This is a genomic window from Halorubrum persicum, from assembly GCF_002727125.1.
Classification (GTDB): domain Archaea; phylum Halobacteriota; class Halobacteria; order Halobacteriales; family Haloferacaceae; genus Halorubrum; species Halorubrum persicum.
In genome coordinates, this window is record NZ_NHOA01000083.1 from 1 (window position 1) to 15,833 (window position 15,833).

17 protein-coding genes and 2 pseudogenes are annotated in these 15,833 nt (G+C 69.9%); 10 read left to right on the plus strand and 9 right to left on the minus strand.

Annotated features, from left to right (window positions below; all coding sequences use genetic code 11):
* The 4 genes and pseudogenes from DJ69_RS09600 to DJ69_RS09615 all read right to left on the minus strand — a co-directional run.
* A partial coding sequence (locus tag DJ69_RS09600; protein ID WP_144050422.1) for an AIM24 family protein occupies positions 1 to 223 on the minus strand: 223 nt, incomplete at its 3' end.
* A 95-nt stretch (positions 224 to 318) separates the two neighbouring features.
* On the minus strand, positions 319 to 984 hold the full coding sequence (locus DJ69_RS09605; RefSeq protein ID WP_099255401.1) for a cytochrome c biogenesis protein CcdA: 666 nt from the start codon (positions 982 to 984) through the stop codon (positions 319 to 321).
* A gap of 16 nt (positions 985 to 1,000) precedes the next feature.
* Positions 1,001 to 1,400, minus strand: a pseudogene (locus tag DJ69_RS09610) (TlpA family protein disulfide reductase).
* Positions 1,397 to 2,092 (minus strand): SCO family protein, encoded by a 696-nt coding sequence (locus DJ69_RS09615; RefSeq protein WP_099255402.1) that lies wholly within the window; start codon positions 2,090 to 2,092, stop codon positions 1,397 to 1,399. The pseudogene DJ69_RS09610 and the gene DJ69_RS09615 overlap by 4 nt, the downstream one beginning before the upstream one ends.
* A 344-nt stretch (positions 2,093 to 2,436) precedes the next feature.
* On the opposite strand from DJ69_RS09615, the gene DJ69_RS09620 reads away from it, so the two are divergent.
* From DJ69_RS09620 to DJ69_RS09630, 3 genes are all read left to right on the plus strand, one after another.
* Complete coding sequence (locus DJ69_RS09620; RefSeq protein ID WP_004595330.1) at positions 2,437 to 2,643, plus strand: cold-shock protein; 207 nt, start codon at positions 2,437 to 2,439, stop codon at positions 2,641 to 2,643.
* A gap of 192 nt (positions 2,644 to 2,835) precedes the next feature.
* Positions 2,836 to 3,543, plus strand: a complete 708-nt coding sequence (radB, locus tag DJ69_RS09625; protein ID WP_099255403.1) for a DNA repair and recombination protein RadB — start codon at positions 2,836 to 2,838, stop codon at positions 3,541 to 3,543.
* 25 nt (positions 3,544 to 3,568) lie between these two features.
* Positions 3,569 to 4,090: a PGF-CTERM sorting domain-containing protein gene (locus tag DJ69_RS09630; protein WP_099255404.1), complete on the plus strand. Its 522-nt coding sequence runs from the start codon at positions 3,569 to 3,571 to the stop codon at positions 4,088 to 4,090.
* A gap of 136 nt (positions 4,091 to 4,226) precedes the next feature.
* Here DJ69_RS09630 and DJ69_RS09635 read toward each other — a convergent pair whose 3' ends face one another.
* On the minus strand, positions 4,227 to 5,366 hold the full coding sequence (locus DJ69_RS09635) for a CBS domain-containing protein (RefSeq protein ID WP_099255405.1): 1,140 nt from the start codon (positions 5,364 to 5,366) through the stop codon (positions 4,227 to 4,229).
* A gap of 264 nt (positions 5,367 to 5,630) precedes the next feature.
* Here DJ69_RS09635 and DJ69_RS09640 point away from each other — a divergent pair, with 264 nt between their 5' ends.
* Complete coding sequence (locus tag DJ69_RS09640; RefSeq protein ID WP_099255406.1) at positions 5,631 to 6,314, plus strand: HAD family hydrolase; 684 nt, start codon at positions 5,631 to 5,633, stop codon at positions 6,312 to 6,314.
* Positions 6,315 to 6,333: 19 nt separating this feature from the next.
* On the opposite strand, the gene DJ69_RS09645 is transcribed toward DJ69_RS09640, so the two are convergent.
* The gene (locus tag DJ69_RS09645; protein WP_099255407.1) at positions 6,334 to 7,131 is read right to left on the minus strand and encodes a hypothetical protein; all 798 of its coding nucleotides are present in this window, start codon (positions 7,129 to 7,131) and stop codon (positions 6,334 to 6,336) included.
* 90 nt (positions 7,132 to 7,221) lie between these two features.
* Positions 7,222 to 7,818 (minus strand): hypothetical protein, encoded by a 597-nt coding sequence (locus DJ69_RS09650; protein WP_099255408.1) that lies wholly within the window; start codon positions 7,816 to 7,818, stop codon positions 7,222 to 7,224.
* 273 nt (positions 7,819 to 8,091) lie between these two features.
* Here DJ69_RS09650 and DJ69_RS09655 point away from each other — a divergent pair, with 273 nt between their 5' ends.
* From DJ69_RS09655 to DJ69_RS09670, 4 genes are all read left to right on the plus strand, one after another.
* Positions 8,092 to 8,856 carry an aldo/keto reductase gene (locus tag DJ69_RS09655; protein WP_099255409.1) on the plus strand — a complete coding sequence of 255 codons (765 nt, stop codon included), beginning with the start codon at positions 8,092 to 8,094 and terminating at the stop codon, positions 8,854 to 8,856.
* A 102-nt stretch (positions 8,857 to 8,958) separates the two neighbouring features.
* Positions 8,959 to 9,882 (plus strand): bifunctional methylenetetrahydrofolate dehydrogenase/methenyltetrahydrofolate cyclohydrolase, encoded by a 924-nt coding sequence (locus DJ69_RS09660; RefSeq protein WP_099255410.1) that lies wholly within the window; start codon positions 8,959 to 8,961, stop codon positions 9,880 to 9,882.
* Positions 9,883 to 9,999: 117 nt separating this feature from the next.
* Entirely contained in the window at positions 10,000 to 11,058 is a 1,059-nt protein-coding gene (locus DJ69_RS09665; protein WP_099255411.1) for a DUF1611 domain-containing protein, read from the plus strand.
* Entirely contained in the window at positions 11,055 to 12,101 is a 1,047-nt protein-coding gene (locus DJ69_RS09670) for a dipeptide epimerase (RefSeq protein WP_099255412.1), read from the plus strand. Before DJ69_RS09665 ends, DJ69_RS09670 begins: the two co-directional genes overlap by 4 nt.
* Before the next feature lie 67 nt (positions 12,102 to 12,168).
* Here DJ69_RS09670 and DJ69_RS09675 read toward each other — a convergent pair whose 3' ends face one another.
* Positions 12,169 to 13,098, minus strand: coding sequence for a PspA/IM30 family protein (locus DJ69_RS09675; protein WP_099255413.1), 930 nt, complete (start codon positions 13,096 to 13,098; stop codon positions 12,169 to 12,171).
* Positions 13,099 to 13,272: 174 nt separating this feature from the next.
* Here DJ69_RS09675 and DJ69_RS09680 point away from each other — a divergent pair.
* Positions 13,273 to 14,110: pseudogene (locus DJ69_RS09680) on the plus strand (sugar phosphate isomerase/epimerase family protein).
* Positions 14,111 to 14,144: 34 nt separating this feature from the next.
* A complete protein-coding gene (locus tag DJ69_RS09685) occupies positions 14,145 to 15,278 on the plus strand; it encodes a Gfo/Idh/MocA family protein (protein ID WP_099255414.1) in 1,134 nt (377 codons plus the stop codon).
* A gap of 51 nt (positions 15,279 to 15,329) precedes the next feature.
* Here DJ69_RS09685 and DJ69_RS09690 read toward each other — a convergent pair whose 3' ends face one another.
* A complete protein-coding gene (locus DJ69_RS09690) occupies positions 15,330 to 15,785 on the minus strand; it encodes a type IV pilin (protein WP_099255415.1) in 456 nt (151 codons plus the stop codon).
* Between the last annotated feature and the right edge of the window lie 48 nt (positions 15,786 to 15,833).

The following is a 15,833-nucleotide window of genomic DNA, read 5'->3' on the forward strand; positions in this document are numbered from 1 at the left end:
GGGTCCCCTCGCCCGTCGTCGCCTCTTTGAGGAAGCCCTTGAGTCCGCCCTCAGCCGAGGCCTTCCCGGTGAACGAGATGTCGCCCGTGTACGCGATCATCGACCCGGCCTTCGCCATCACGGTGCCGTCGACGTCGACGTCCAAGGTGTAGCTGTTCTCGCGCTGGAACGGTTCCGCGCTGTCTGTCGGTGCGTTCTCGGAGGTGAACTGATCGAGATCCATGGTTTGGGGACCGAACGCGTCGGTTCGGCTAGGCGACTATTCCTCGCCATCGAATATGAAGATGGGGGTCGGCCAACGGGACGCCGGCGGAGCGGTCAGTAGACGACGAGCGAGAGATACAGCTGGCCGACGCCCGCGACGACCATCACCGCGCCCGCGATCCGCTTCAGCAGGCCGGCGTGCGCCATCACCCGGTTGGCGTTGCTGACCAGCCCGACGCCCGTCGCGATGGTGGTCGCGGCCATCAGGACCGCGACGACGCCGGCGTACACCGAGAGGACGAGGAGGGCGGCGTCGCCGGGCAGCGCGATGGCGCGGGCGATCACGGCGAGGAAGATGGGGGCGACGCAGCCGGCGCCGGCCAGCGCGTACCCCGCGCCGAACAGCCCGAACCCGAGGACGCCGGTGCGTCGCTTCGGCAGCGACAGGGAGATCGAGGGGGCCCGCCCGGCGACAACGAGGAGCCCGAAGGCGACGAGCAGCCCGCCGACGAGCGTCTCGAAGACGGCGATGTTCGACAGCGTCGACTGCCCGACCCGGACCGTCGCGCCGGCGAGCAGCGCGAACGTCGCGAGCACGCCGATCGCGGCCGCAATCCCCCGGACCCCCGCTCCGGTCACCGACGCCTCGTCGGCCTCGACGGAGTTCACGTAGAACCCGACGTACCCCGGCAACAGCGGGTACGCACACGGCGAGAAGAAGGTCGCGACCCCCGCGGTCACGGCGAACGGGAGGTTCGTCGCGAGCGAGACGTCGGTCATGCTCGGGCTGGCCGCTTCATCGGTCGAGCACTCTCTCGATGCCGTCGACGAGCTCTTCCGTGGTGTGGGTCCCGGAGGTGGCCCAGCGGACCCGCCCCGTGCTGTCGATGGCGNNAGACGAACAACACCTCGTCGCCGAGCCGATCGTGCGCCTCGACGAGGTCGGGCATCTGCTCGACGCAGGGGGCACACCACGTCGCGAAGAAGTCGACGAACGTGGGCCGGTCGGGGGCCGGGATGGTCACGTCCCCGTCGCGGCTGCCGGGCGCCTCGACCGTGTCGAGCGTCACCGGATCGACGGGTTCGCGGGCGCCCTCGCCGCCGAGCGCGGCAGGGGCGCGCCCGCTCGCGACCGCGCCGGCCCCTCCGAGGGCGCCGAGGCTGGCGAGCCCAGCGAGAAGGTTTCGGCGCCTCACGCGGTGACCACCCGCTCGAAGTCGTCCACGAGCGTCTCGATGTCCGTACTTGGCCCCCTCGGGTACGCGCGCTCGACGATCCCCTTCTTGTTGACGAGCAAGATGAGGCCGTAGTGCGGAAACGCGTACTCCAACCCCTCGTACTGTTCACCGTCGGTCTTCTCGATCTTCAACCCGAAGTTGTCCATCATTAGCTCTTTCCCGGCCTCGTAGCTCTCGGGGCGCAGGAAGTGCCAGTTGCCGGCGTCGAGGTCGACGGCTTGTTGAGCGGCGTACTCGCGGAGTACGTCTGCCGTGTCCCGCTCGGGATCGAACGTGAGCGGGAGGAACGCCGCCTCGTCGCCGAACCCCTGCTCGGCGGCGTACTCCTGTGCGCGCCGGAGCCGGAGGATCAGGGCCGGACAGACGCCGTCGGGACAGCTCGTGTAAAACGAGGTCCACAGCACGGCTCGGTCGCCCTCGAACTCCGAGATCGAGATCGCCTCTCCCGCGATCGGATCGGGGACGGTGAAGTCGGGCATCTCGTCGCCGTAGCTCGGGTGGACGGCCTCGCTCAGGTCCTGTTCCGGCGGACCGAGGATCGTCCCTTCAGCGCCGGAGCCGCCGAGCATCCCGGCACAGCCGGCCGTGGCGGTCGTGCCGGCGGCGACGCCGGTGGCGGCGAGCGAGCGGAGGTAGGTACGGCGATCCATGTCGGTACCGGACCTACGTGGTCGCGCGTAAATGAACCCCGCGGCTGATGGCACGCGCTGAACTCAGACGAGCGCGGTCGTGCGTCCCGTTCGCCGGTCGCCACGGGCCGCCGGCTGCACTCGAAACTGGCTGTCGCGGGACGACTTGGATGTCTGTTGTCGTGAGCCACACCAACAAGTGGCAACAGCGAGCCGCGACGGATGGATGTGCGTAACGAACCGCGCCGAATCCCCCGAAACGACCGGCGTTTCGGCGGATGCCGCCGGTTCGCACCGACTGCAACGGTCATGGTACCGTGACCCTCGCAAGGGTTATCCCCGAACGGGCAGTACGTTTGTTTGCAATGGCAAACGGTAAGGTTGACTTCTTCAACGACACTGGCGGCTACGGTTTCATCTCGACTGACGACGGCGACCTCGACGACGACGAAGACGTGTTCTTCCACATGGAAGACGTCGGCGGCCCGGACCTCGAGGAGGGTCAGGAAGTGGAGTTCGACATCGAATCGTCCCCCAAGGGACCGCGCGCGACGAACCTCGTCCGCAACTAACCCCCAAGTCGCGGACGGCGCGTCCGCACGCAACACCGGATCTCGGCTGTCGATCGACGTGATCGACGCCATCTCCGTTTCTTTCACACGTAGCAACTCTCGACGAGCGACGCGAGCGCTCTGACAGCGCCTCTGCTCCGACGAGCGACGCGATCGACCGTTTAAATACGAGTGCGAGCGAACTCGTGAGTAGTGAGCGATCCGATCCCGACCGGCTGTCGGCCGGTCGACGACCTGTTGGGCGGGGGGTTCGAGCGCGGGGTCGTCACGCAGGTGTACGGCCCGCCCGCGGCCGGCAAGACGAACCTCGCGCTCGCCGCGGCCGTCGAGGTCGCGGCGGGCGGCGACTGCGCGCTCTACATCGACACCGAGGGACTCTCGATCGGCCGGTTCGAGCAGATGGCCGCGGGGCGGGCCGACCGCCCCGACGCCGACGAGACGGTCGAGGAGATCGCCTCGCGGCTGGTGATCTCGGAGGCGTACGACTTCGACGACCAGCGCGAGGCCGTCCGCGACGCCGAGGAGCTCGCGGAGGAGGTCGAGCTGATCGTGTTGGACTCCGCGACCGGCTTCTACCGTCTGGAGCGCGCCGGCGACACCGAGGGCGGCCAGTCGCTCCGGAAGGTCGCAAAGCAGGTGACTCACCTGCTGTCGCTGGCCCGGCGGCACGACATCGCCGTCGTCATCACGAATCAGGTGTTCACCGACCCCGACAGCGACCGCGACCGCGCGCTGGGCGGCAACACCCTCAACCACTGGACCGGCGCGATCGTCCGCGTCGACCGGTTCCGCGGCGGGAACCGCCGGGTAACGCTCGAAAAGCACCGATCGAAGCCCGCGGGCGACACCGCCACCTTCCGGATCGTCGGCGACGGACTCGCCGAAGGGACGGACGCGTAAGCGTCGCGCGCGGCGTGAGAGTTATGTGCGCCCCGCCGACGTAACTGGTAGTGAGCGACCAGTCGCCGTTCTCATTCGTGACCGCCGTCGCGGTCCTTCTCGTCGTCTGTCTGCTCGTCGCCGCTGTCGCGCCGGGTGCGGTGGCGGAGGCGGCGGAGGCGGTGCCCCCTCCAGCGGTGACAGCGAGCCGACCGTCGACGGCCCAGTAAACGAGACGGACGAGCCGACGACCGAGACTGAGGCACCCACGAACCAGACCGAGGATCCGACCAACGAGACGGATGGGCCGATCAACGGGACGGATGACCCGACGGGCGGCGAGACCGAGCCGGTCGAGGACGAGCCGGCGAGCGGCGACGACGAGATCGGGACAGCGGAGGGAGACGACGATGCGGGTGGGTCGACGAACGGGGAGTCCGGCGGCGACGACACCACCAGCCGAGACGGCTCGACGGACGGAGCCCCCGGCTTCGGTCCCGCCGTCGGCGTCCTCGCCGCCCTCGCGGCGTCGCTCCTCGCCGGACGGCGCGGTGGACGCGGCGGATAGCGGTCGCTCGTCGACCGTCTGATCGGGGCAGAAAAGGCGAAAACGGAGACGGCGACGGCAGCGAGATCGTCGCGGCGAAACGCCGGAGTCGGTCGGAAGAGGCGACGCGAAGCCCGTTGAATCGGGCGCTATCGCCTTACAGCTGGCCGAGCTTGCGGAGGAGCTGGCCGCGGTACTCCTCGTCGGCGTTGACGCCCTTGATCTCCAGGACGTTGCGCTCCAGCTTGTCGAGCGCGACGTGGAAGGCGTGCTCGGCGCCGTACCCCTCGCCGGAGCCGCCGACCTGGCCCTCGTTGGTCCGGAGGCGGATCTGGCACTGGATCAGGGGGGTGCCGCGGAGCTTCTCCTTGTGGGCGTGGAGTCGGACGTGCGCGTGGATCACGTGCATGTCCGCGTACTTGTTCGCGACCTGCTCGATGGACTCGACGATGTGCTCGCGGGAGGTCGTGTCCAGCAGCTCGACGTTGGTGATCTGCACGTCCATCGAGTCCTGCTCGGTGAACGTGAGCGCGCGCAACACGTCGGTCTTCGTCACCATGCCGGCGACGGTGTCGGCGCCATTCGGCGTGACGACCAGTCCGGAGACGCTGTTGTCGAACATGCGCTGAACGACGGCCTCGGCGGTCTCGTCGGCGGTCGCGGTGACGACGGGGCTCGACATGATGTCGTAGACGGGGATGTCGAGCATCCGATCGATGTCGCCGGCGCGGTCGCCGCTGCCCTGTCGCTCCTGATCGCGGACGACGAACTCGACGATGTCGTTGGTGGTGACGACGCCGACGAGCTGGCCGTCCTCGTCGAGGACGGGGAGCCGGGAGATCCCGTTCTCGCGGAGGCGGTTGATCGCGCTCCCGACGCTGTCCTTCTCGTTGATCCCGATCACGTCTTCGGTCGAGATCTGGCCGACCGTGATCGCGTCGAGGCTGTCGAGGACGGCCTCGAGGATCTGGTCGACGGTGACGATCCCGTAGAGTTTCTCGCCCTCGTACACCGGCGCGATCTTCACGTCGCCCTCGACGAGGAGACGGGCGGTCTCGCGGAGGTCCTCGTGGCGGTCGACCGACGGGGCCGACTTCATTACGGCCGACACCTTGGTGTCGTCCTCCATCCGGGAGCGCATGAGCTGTTTCTCGCCCACGACGCCCGCGTACTCGCCGTCCTCGGTGACGACGATCCCCTTCGGATTCTCGCGCTCGAAGATAGACCGGACCTTAGCGAGTCGTTCGCTGACGTCGACTTCGACGTACTCCGGCACCGCGATATCAACAATATTCATGGTCCAATCTGAGGGTTGGACGCGCCGGGTATTGAAAGTGCGGGAGGCGTGCCCGACAGTGAGATCGGCCTCAGTCGACGCCGTGCGCCCCAACACCGTTCCATCCGGGCGGCAAGACGCATCCATGCGACCGTGTCCGGCGCTGATCGTGATCGAACTCCTGCTCGTTGGGCTCGTATGCAGGCTGTGGGCCCGTGAACCGACGAGACGCGTGACTCCGCGGGCCGGTGAAAGATTTTTGCCGGTAACCGACGGAGAGGGAGTGTGTACGACGCCGTCGTCCTCGACAAAGACGGGGTCTTGATCGGTCGGACCCCGTTCGACACCCTCAGAGAGGCCGCGTGGGACGCCTTCGTGAGCCTCGGCGTCGAGGACCCGGACCTCGCCCACGTCGACGACATCGCCGTCGGCGTCGACCCCGCCACCCTGACGGAGATCTGCGAGCGCTACGGGCTCGACCCGGTCGAGTTCTGGCGGGTCCGCGACGAGACCGCCGCGACCGCGCAGGTCGACGCGGCCCGGAGCGGGCAGAAGACCCCCTACGACGACGTCGACGCCCTCCGCCACCTCGACGCCTCGCTCGGGGTCGTCTCCTCGAACCAGCAGGCGACCGTCGACGCGGTCCTCGACCACTTCGGGCTCTCCGGGCGGTTCGAAGTCGCGTACGGCCGCGAGCCCTCGATCGCCAGCCTGTCGCGGAAGAAGCCGTCGCCGTACTACCTCGAGCGCGCCCTCGAGGACATCGGCGCCGAGACCGCGATCTTCGTCGGTGACAACGAGTCGGACGTGCGCGCCGCCGACAACGCGGGCATCGACTCCGCCTTCGTCCGGCGCCCGCACCGGCGGTCGACCGAACTCTCCTGTCAGCCCACCTACGAGATCGACGACCTCCACGACCTCGTGAGCATCTGCGGACGGGCGCCGGTCGGCGAGCGGGACTCGATCTGAGGGGGCGTCGGGATGCCGGTCACTCCGCCGGCGCGCGGTCCAGTTGCCGCCGAAGCCAGCGCTCGACGAGTGCGACCCCCGCGAGCGCCACCGCTGCCGGTCCCAACAGCACCAGGAAGACCGGACCGCCCTCGTTGCCCGTGATCACGGCACGGACGATCGGGGGAACGAGCAGCCCGAAACAGGCCGCCGGGGCGACGAGCCCGAGTGACGCCGCGGCGACCGGCACCGCCGCCGCCACCGTGGTCGTCGTCGCGATCACCAGGAGGGCGGTCCGTGGAGAGACGCCGAACGCAGCGACCCGCGCGGTCGCGGCGACGCCGAAGACTCCCCCGAGCGCGACGCCGACGAGCGCTGCGGCGCGGACCCGCGACGGCGCGGCCGGGAGGTTCGCCAGCCACTCGTCACCGATGCCGTGTCGGCGGCGCAGCCCGAACTCGACGCCGGCAGCGACGGCGAGCAGGCCGACGACGACGGCCCAGCCGCCGGCGTACGCCGAGAGGTACACGCTCCGGTCGACCACGAGGAACCCGCCGACTTCGGACCACTCGGGCGGCGGGGCCGCCCCGTCTCGGAGCGCCGCCCACCCGAGGGCCGCGGCGAGCCCCGCGGCCGGCGAGAGCAGCCGGGTGTGAGCGACGGCGAGCGCGACGAGGAACCCGGCCGCGAAGAGACCGGCGGCGCGGCTCGGGTCGGACAGGGGCCACCGCTCGGGCGGTGCGTGGTTCAGCGCGCGGAACAGCAGCTCGACGACCGCGAGGTGGACCGCTCCGCCGCCGAGGGCGGCGAGGAGCGTCCCGGTGGAGGGCCGGGGCATGGTCGGTCGTCTCGCGGTCGCGTTGTAGGCGTTTCGCCGGGGGGTGCAAGGTACGAGGCCGTCGCGCGGAGCGTCTCGCCGATGCGGGACTCACTCCAGCAGCTCCGTCCTCGGGGCGTCGAGGGCCGTCCGGGTGACTCCCTCTGCACCCTCGGCGCCGCGGAGGTCGACGCCGCGGAGCCGGAGTGCGAGCGCCGCGTCGCTGCGCTCCGTGGCGTCGAGCGGACGGATACGGGTCTCCGTCTTCTCGTCGCCATCGGCCGGGTCGCCGAGCCCCAACCGCCCTCCGAACCGGTCGTCGTCCGGCCCCTCGTGGACCACGACGATCTCGTCGCCGTCGAACTCGACGCGCTCGACCGCCCGGAGCGGGATCGTCGTGCGGCGCCCCTGGACGACCGTCGCGGCGAGAGTGCCGGTTACGGTGAGCGCCGCGAGCACCGTCAGCCAGAGGGTCCCGCTCCCGTCCCCGACGGAGAGGAGCCGCGGGAGCGCGCCGAGGACCGTGAACGCCGCTCCGATCCCCGACCACCCGACCGCGTCGACGACGGGACTGACGCGTCCGTGCGAGAGGGCTCGCCCGGCGTGAACGACGGCGGTCCGGAGCCGTCTCCGGATGCGTATCTCGTCCGGAGCGACGGTGACGCTCCCGGTGACCGTCGAGAACGACCACGTCCCGACCCGTCTCATCCGTTCCGACGGACGGGTGAGGGGCGGTCGCGAGGCGGAGAGCGTGGCGAGGAGGGGTCGGTCGACGCGCGGGGGAGCACGCGTCGGCGGAGGAGGGACGATCGCATTGACGGGTGTGCATCCTTCGGCCTCCAAGGTAAACCTCTCGGCCAACCGGCGAGGCCCGTGCGAACGACCGCCCGTGCCGCCCGCTGCCGGCGACGCGTCGACGGCGCGGTTCGGCCTCGACCATCGACGCGGGAGACTTTTGGCCCGTCCCGTCGACCTCTTCGCATGCACCTCCCGCCCGTCGGTCTCGGGACGATGGGGATCGACGACCCCGACGCGATCGAAACCGCCCTCTCGCTCGGCTATCGCCACCTCGACACCGCCCGGATCTACGGCAACGAGGCGGTCGTCGGCGACGGGCTCGCCGCGAGCGACGCGGACCGTGACGCGGTCACCGTCGCCACGAAGCTGTGGGTCGACGACCTCGGCGCCGAGGACGTTGCGCCGACCGCCCGCGAGAGCGCCGACCTGCTCGGCGTCGAGACGCTGGACCTCCTGTACGTCCATCGCCCGCGAGGGGCGTACGACCCGGCCGAGACCCTCCCCGCGCTCGACCGGCTCATCGACGACGGGCGCGTCGACCGCGTCGGCGTCTCCAACTTCGAGATCGACGAGATCGACCGCGCGATCGACGCTCTCGACGCGCCGCTCGCGGCCCACCAGACGGAGCTCCACCCGCTGTTCTACCGCCCGGAGCTGCTGGAACACGCACGCGAGCACGGGTACACGGTCGTAGCCTACTCGCCGCTGGCGGGCGGGCGCGTGAGCGAGATCGACCCCGTGGTCGAGGTCGCGAAGACCCACGACGCGACGCCCGAGGCGGTCGCGATCGCGTGGGCGACCGCGAAGGAGCCAGTCGTGGCGATTCCGAAGGCGTCGAGCGAACGGCACCTCCGCGCGAATCTGGCGGCGGTCGACCTCGATCTGACGCCCGAGGAGACGGCCGCCATCGACGCCGTCGAACGGGAGGCGGAGCTGTTCCCAGAGTGATCGCCGAGATCGATCCACGTTACTGAGTATTTGATCCTGAGAGAATCGAGAGATGCACACGATCCCGCGTCGTTTTTATATCGCCTCGCCCTCGGGTTCGGTATGACCGAGACCACCGGCGGGGACGCCGACGGGACGCAGATCATCGACGGCGAGGCGGTCGCCGCCGACGTGCGTGACGACGTGGCCGCGCACGTCGAGACCTTGGACGAGGCGGGCGTGACTCCGGGGCTCGCCACCGTGCTGATGAGCGACGACCCGGCGAGCGAGACGTACGTCTCGATGAAACAGCGCGACTGCGAGGAGGTCGGCATCGAGAGCGTCCACGTCGAGATCGACGCCGACGCCCCGGCCGAAGAGCTGTACGAGACCATCGACGACCTCAACGAGCGCGAGGACGTGCACGGCATCTTGGTCCAGCTGCCGGTCCCCGACCACGTCGACAAACGGCGCGTGCTCCGGCGCATCGCCCCGGAGAAGGACGTGGACGGGTTCCACCCGGAGAACGTCGGGCGGCTCGTCGCCGGCGACGCCCGGTTTAAGCCGTGCACGCCACACGGCGTCCAGAAGCTGCTGGCGGCGTACGACGTGGAGACCGAGGGCGCCGACGCGGTCGTCGTCGGCCGGTCGGACATCGTCGGGAAGCCGATGGCGAACCTCCTCGTCCAGAAGGGGCCGGTCGGCAACGCGACCACGACCGTCTGCCACTCCCGGACGAAAGACCTGGCGGCGAAGCTGTCGACCGCCGACATCGTGATCGCCGCGGTCGGGGTCCCGGAGTTCATCGACGGCTCGATGCTCAAGGCGGGTGCGACCGTGATCGACGTGGGGATCAACCGCGTCGACGCGGACACCGAGAAGGGGTACGAGCTCGTCGGCGACGTGGAGTACGAGTCGGCGGCGGAAGTCGCCGGCGCGATCACGCCCGTTCCCGGCGGCGTCGGTCCGATGACGCGCGCGATGCTCCTCTATAACACGGTGAAGGCGGCCGGACTCCAGTCCGACGTGTCGATCGAGCTCGACTGAGGCGGGTCCGTCGCCGGCGCGGATCGCCGCCGCGTGCGACTCGATTCTGTCGGCTCCGCCTGTTACCGCCGCCCGCGGCTCGACCCTTTTAAGAACGCCCGGAGCGAGCGACCCACCATGAGCGACGACCGGATCGTCATCCTCGCCCACGAGAAGTTCCCCGACCGCGCGAAGACCGCCCTCGGCGTGCTGCGCTACGGCGACCAGGACGTGCGAGCCGTGCTCGACCGCGACCGCGCCGGCGACCGCGTCAGCGACCACGTCTCCGGCGTCTCGGACGCCCCGATCGTCGAGTCGTTCGACGACGCGTACGCGGCCGCCGACGGCGACGTGGACGCCTTATACATCGGGATCGCGCCCATCGGCGGCGGCTTCGACGAGTCGTGGCGGTCGGACGTGGAGGCCGCGATTCAGGCCGGCTGCGACGTGGTGAGCGGGCTCCACTACTTCCTGAACGAGGACGAGTCGCTGGCCGCGCTGGCCGACGAACACGGCGTCGACCTCGTCGACGTGCGCGAGCCCGACGACGACCTCACGGTCGCGACGGGCGCCTCCGGCGACGTGGACGCCGACGTGGTGTGCACGGTCGGCACCGACTGCTCGGTGGGGAAGATGACCGCGTCGCTGGAGATCGTCGCGGCCGCCCGCGAGCGGGGGATCGACGCCGCGTTCGTCCCGACCGGCCAGACCGGAATCATGATCGCCGGGTGGGGGAACCCGATCGACCGCGTCGTCTCGGACTTCACGGCGGGCGCGGTCGAGGACATGCTCGTCGAGGTCGGCGACGACCACGACCTCCTCGTCGTCGAGGGGCAGGGGAGCATCATCCACCCCGCCTACTCGGCGGTCACCTGCGGCATCCTCCACGGGTCGATGGCCGACGCGCTCGTGCTCTGTCACGCCGCGGGCCGAGACGCGGTCCACGGCTACGAGTCGTTCTCGCTGCCGCCGCTTTCCGACTACGTCGACCTCTACGAGGGGCTGGCGGCGCCCGTCAGCGAGGCGACCGTCGTCGCCGGCGCGCTCAACACGAAAGACGTCGAGGACGACGCGAGCGCCGCCGACGCGGTCGCCGAACTCGGCGACGCGCTCGGTGCTCCGGCCGCCGACCCGGTCCGCGACGGCGCCGATCGGATTGTCGACGGAATCGTCGGCGCGGGGCTCGGCGGCGAATGAGCCTCGACGCGACCTTCGAGCGGGTCTCGCTCCCCTTAGAGAACCCGTTCACGATCGCGCGGGGGACCCAGACCGAGGCCGAGAACGTGATCGTGCGGATCGAAGACGAGGGCGGGATGACCGGCGTCGGCGGCGCGGCGCCCTCCGCCCACTACGGGGAGACCGCCGCCACGGTGGAGGCGGTCCTCCCGGACCTGCTCGACGCCGTCGAGCGCGTCGGCGACCCGCACGCCCTCCACGAGATCGAGGCGGAACTGGCGACCGTCGTCGGCGACAACCCCGCCGCCCGGACCGCCGTTTCGATCGCGGTCCACGACCTCGCCGCGAAGCGGCTCGGCGTCCCCCTCCACCGCCTCTGGGGGCTCGACCCGTCGACCGCGCCGGCGACGTCCTACACGATCGGGCTCGACGAGACGGAGCGCGTCCGGGAGAAGGCCGCGGCCGCGGTCGAGGCGGGCTACCCGGTGCTCAAGATCAAGCTCGGCACCGACCGCGACCGCGAGCTGATCGACGCCGTCCGCGAGGCCGCGCCCGACGCCCGGCTCCGGGTCGACGCCAACGAGGCGTGGACGCCCCGCGAGGCGGTCGAAAAGAGCGCGTGGCTCGCCGACCGCGACGTGGAGTTCGTCGAGCAGCCGGTGCCCGCGGAGGACCCCGAGGGGCTCCGGTTCGTCTACGAGCGCTCCGCGCTTCCGATCGCCGCCGACGAGTCCTGCGTGACGCTCTCGGACGTTCCCGCGATCGCCGACCGCTGCGACATCGCGAACCTGAAGCTGATGAAGACCGGCAGCCTGCTGGAGGCGCGACGGCTGATCGCCGCCGCGCGGGCTCACGGGTTGGAGGTGATGTGCGGCTGTATGATCGAGTCGAACGCGTCGATCGCGGCGGCCGCGCAGCTCGCACCCCTGCTCGACTACGCCGACCTCGACGGGTCGCTGCTGCTCGCCGAGGACCCCTACGACGGCGTCGCCCTTACTGAGGGAGAGATCCGCCTCGGCGACCGCGACCGCGCGGGGACCGGCGCGCGGCTGCGGTCGGAGTAGGAGAGTAGCACGGAATCGCGGGGGAGAAACGGGGGGAGGTCGGGGACCGATCGCGGGTCGCGCGCCGTCAGGTGCGCTGTTCGTCGGCGTCGACCTCGGACTCCTCGAGCTCCACATCGACCTCCTCGTCGAGATCCGTGTCGCCGTCGCCGGACTGCGTCCGGCTGCCGGAGGCGCCCTGCGCCTCACTGTCGAGGTCGGCTTCGAGGTCGTCCGAGTCGATCTCCGATTCGATGTCCGCCAGCTCGTCGTCGATCTCCTCGTCGCTGCTCGCCGCGTCGTCGTCGCTCGCCGGCTCGCCCTTCCCGAGCTCGCCCTTCAGCGTCTCCAGCTCGGCGTCGACTTCGCTGTTCGTCGACAGGCTCTCCAGCTCGCGGTCGATGCTGTCCTTGTCCGAGAGCGCGTCTTCGAAGGCGCCGGAGTCCTCCAGCTCGTCCATCGCCTCCGCCCGCGCCTCCATCTCCTCGGTGCGCTCCTCGGCGCGCTCGATCGACCGGCTCACGTCCTCCATCTCGTCGCCGACGCCCGTCATGGCCTCCGAGACGCGCGAGGACGCCTCCGCGGCCTCGTAGCGGGCCTTCATCGTCTCCTTCTTCGTGCGGAACTCCTCGATGCGGTTCTGGAGCTTGTTCTTCTTCTCGACGAGCTGCTCCTGCGTGTTGTTCAGCTCCGCGATCTGTCCCTCCAGCTCCTCGATCTGGCTCATCTTCGACTTCTTCTTCTCTAAGGCCTTCCGCGCGAGGTCGTCGCGGTCCTGCTGGACCGCCTCGCGGGCCTGTCGGTTGTGCTTCTCGACGTTCTCCTCCAGCTTTCGCTTCTGGATCTCCAGCCGCTTCTTCTGGGTCGTCAGGTCGGCGATCCCCTGCTTGACGTCCTGGAGCTCGTCGCGCATCTGTTCGTACGAGTAGTCGAGCGACTCCGTCGGATCCTCCGCCCGGTTGAGGAGGGCGTTCAGCTTCGAGCGGACGACGTAGGAGGCGCGCGAGAGGATTCCCATACCCGTCATACACGCTCCACCCGTTAAAACCTCATGTGGTTCACACCCCCCGTCGCTCGCCGTGACGGGGCGAGAGACGGTGTCCGGCGGTCGCACAGCGTCCGCACGTCTGGCGCCGGCGACTCGGGTGACAGTTCCTGAAGGTTTATTCGGGGGGTTGTACAAGCATCTCGCATGGACATCGGTGTGCTAACTGTTCCCTTGGGCGGTGAATCGATCGACGACGCGGCCGCGTATTTCGACGAGATCGGCGTCAGCGCCGTCGAGCTCGGCGTCGGCGGGTGGCCGGGCGAGGACCACGTCGATCGCGAGACGCTCCTCGCCGACGAGTCGGCGCGCGCGGAGCTGCGCGGACTGCTCGACGAACACGGGCTCCGGGCTCCCCGGCGGCGCGCCGGGCGACTCCACGCCGAACTGGATCACGGCGCCGTGGCCGACCGAGCACGCCGAGGCGCTCGACTACCAGTGGGACGAGGTCGCGATCCCGTACTGGCGGGACCTGGCGAAACACGCCGCGCACCACGGCGTCGACGTCGCCATCGAGATGCATCCGAACATGCTCGTGTACGAGCCGACGGGCATGCTCGCGCTCCGGGAGGCGACCAACGAGCGGATCGGCGCCAACTTCGACCCCTCGCACCTCTACTGGCAGGGGATCGACGTGACCGAGGCGATCCGCGTTCTGGGCGATCACGACGCGATCCACCACGTCCACGCGAAGGACACCAAGGTGTACGACGCGAACGCGCGCGTGAAGGGCGTGCTCGACACGACGGGCTACACCGAAGAGCCCGACCGCTCCTGGCTGTTCCGCTCGATCGGCTACGGCCACGACGAGAGCCACTGGAAGGACGTGGTCTCGACGCTCCGGATGGTCGGCTACGAGGGCGCGCTGTCGATCGAACACGAGGACTCGCTCACCTCCTCGCGGGAGGGGTTAGAGAAGGCGGTCGACGTGCTCGACCGCGCCGTCTTCGAGACCCGACCCGGAGACGCCTACTGGGCGGAGTGAGACGGAGGACACCTCGATGACGCGAAACCCACCAATGACACAGGAGCCACTGCAGATCGGCGTGCTGGGGTATCGGTTCATGGGCAAGGCGCACTCGAACGCGCTCGCGCGGCTGCCGATGTTCTTCCCGGACGCGCCCGACATCGAGCGGCACACCCTCGTCGGACGCGACGAGGAGGCGCTCGCGGACGCGGCGGAGCGGTTCGGGTTCTCACACACCGCGACTGACTGGGAGGAGACCGTCGACGCGGTGGACGTGTTCTACAACCTCGGACCGAACCACGTCCACGCGGAGCCGTCGATCGCGGCCCTCGAGGCGGGGGTTCCCGTGCTCTGTGAGAAACCCCTCGCGCCGACGCTCGACGAGGCCGCGGCGATGCGCGACGCGGCGGCCGACGCCGACGTGCCCACGGGGACCGCGTTCAACTACCGGTTCGTCCCCGCGATCCGGTACGCGAAGGGGCTGATCGACGACGGGGAGCTCGGCGAGATCCGGCAGGTCCGCGGGCGGTACCTCCAGGACTGGCTCGTCGATCCCGAGGCGCCGTGGGCGTGGCGGATGGACGCCGACATGGCGGGCTCCGGCGCGCTCGGCGACCTCGGCGCGCACACGCTTGATCTCGCGGACTTCCTCGTCGGCGACGCGGTCGGCGGTATCGATCGCGTCTCCGGCCACCTGCAGACCTTCGTCGACGAGCGACCGGTGTACGACGAGGCGGGCGATGTCGCGGAGTACCGCGACGTGACGGTCGACGACGCCTACACCGCGCAGGTCGCCTACGAGTCGGGCGCGATCGGGAGCTTCGAGGCGACCCGCTTCGCGGACGGCCACAAGAACGACCACGCGATCGAGGTGCACGGGTCGAAGGGGAGTCTGAAGTTCTCCTTAGAGCGGCTCAACGAGCTGGAGGTGCTCCGCGAGGGCGACCGCGGCTATCAGACCGTGCTCGTCACCGACGAGGTCGACCCGTACGTCGACCACTGGTGGCCGCCGGGGCACGTGATCGGGTGGGAGCACACCTTCGTCCACGAGAACTACGAGTTCCTCTCGGCCGTGGCGGAGGGCCGCGAGTTCGAGCCGTCGTTCGAGCAGGGGTACGCGGTACAGAAGCTCCTCGACGCGATCGTCCGCGCCGACGAGCGCGGCGAGTGGGTGTCGGTCGAGTAGCGCCGAGAGCGGGTGCCCGTCGGTCGGAGCGAAAGCGTCGGTTCGGACGGATCAGACGCCGGTCGCACCGAGGGGGTCCCGTCCGCTGCTGCCCTCGATCGCCGAGCTCTCGCCGTTGTAGGTGCCGAGCGTCTCGTGGGTGTCGAAGGCGACGGGCTCCCAGACGACCTCGAAATCTTCGTTCCCGGTGGCGTTTGGCACGGTCACGCGGTCGCCCGGTCGCACGACGCCGTCGCCGGGCCACGCGCCGAACTGGACCTCCTCGTTCGGATCCTCGCCGCGGACGTACAGCTCCTCGGCCGGAACCGGTTCGGGGCCGGCCGCGACGATCACGAGGTCGGTCCCCTCGTTCTCGACCTGGAACTCCGCGTCGGGTGGCGCGACGCCGTCGATCATCCCGAAGACCGCGGCGCCGACGAGCGCCAGGAGCACCACGACGATGCCGACGAGCATCCCCGAGCCGGCTATCGGGGTGAACCCCCGCTCGTCGCTCCGGAACGCACTCATTCGCCTGTCACTCCGCGAGGGGCGGTATAAGGCTTTACGCGCCGGCTA

Excerpts from the sequence above, each read along its gene's own strand:
- DJ69_RS09605 (WP_099255401.1), bottom strand. The coding sequence starts at position 984 with ATGACCGACGTCTCGCTCGCGACGAACCTCCCGTTCGCCGTGACCGCG.
- DJ69_RS09615 (WP_099255402.1), bottom strand. The coding sequence starts at position 2,092 with ATGGATCGCCGTACCTACCTCCGCTCGCTCGCCGCCACCGGCGTCGCC.
- DJ69_RS09620 (WP_004595330.1), top strand. The coding sequence starts at position 2,437 with ATGGCAAACGGTAAGGTTGACTTCTTCAACGACACTGGCGGCTACGGT.
- DJ69_RS09635 (WP_099255405.1), bottom strand. The coding sequence starts at position 5,366 with ATGAATATTGTTGATATCGCGGTGCCGGAGTACGTCGAAGTCGACGTC.
- DJ69_RS09645 (WP_099255407.1), bottom strand. The coding sequence starts at position 7,131 with ATGCCCCGGCCCTCCACCGGGACGCTCCTCGCCGCCCTCGGCGGCGGA.
- DJ69_RS09650 (WP_099255408.1), bottom strand. The coding sequence starts at position 7,818 with ATGAGACGGGTCGGGACGTGGTCGTTCTCGACGGTCACCGGGAGCGTC.
- DJ69_RS09655 (WP_099255409.1), top strand. The coding sequence starts at position 8,092 with ATGCACCTCCCGCCCGTCGGTCTCGGGACGATGGGGATCGACGACCCC.
- DJ69_RS09660 (WP_099255410.1), top strand. The coding sequence starts at position 8,959 with ATGACCGAGACCACCGGCGGGGACGCCGACGGGACGCAGATCATCGAC.
- DJ69_RS09665 (WP_099255411.1), top strand. The coding sequence starts at position 10,000 with ATGAGCGACGACCGGATCGTCATCCTCGCCCACGAGAAGTTCCCCGAC.
- DJ69_RS09670 (WP_099255412.1), top strand. The coding sequence starts at position 11,055 with ATGAGCCTCGACGCGACCTTCGAGCGGGTCTCGCTCCCCTTAGAGAAC.
- DJ69_RS09675 (WP_099255413.1), bottom strand. The coding sequence starts at position 13,098 with ATGGGAATCCTCTCGCGCGCCTCCTACGTCGTCCGCTCGAAGCTGAAC.
- DJ69_RS09685 (WP_099255414.1), top strand. The coding sequence starts at position 14,145 with ATGACACAGGAGCCACTGCAGATCGGCGTGCTGGGGTATCGGTTCATG.
- DJ69_RS09690 (WP_099255415.1), bottom strand. The coding sequence starts at position 15,785 with ATGAGTGCGTTCCGGAGCGACGAGCGGGGGTTCACCCCGATAGCCGGC.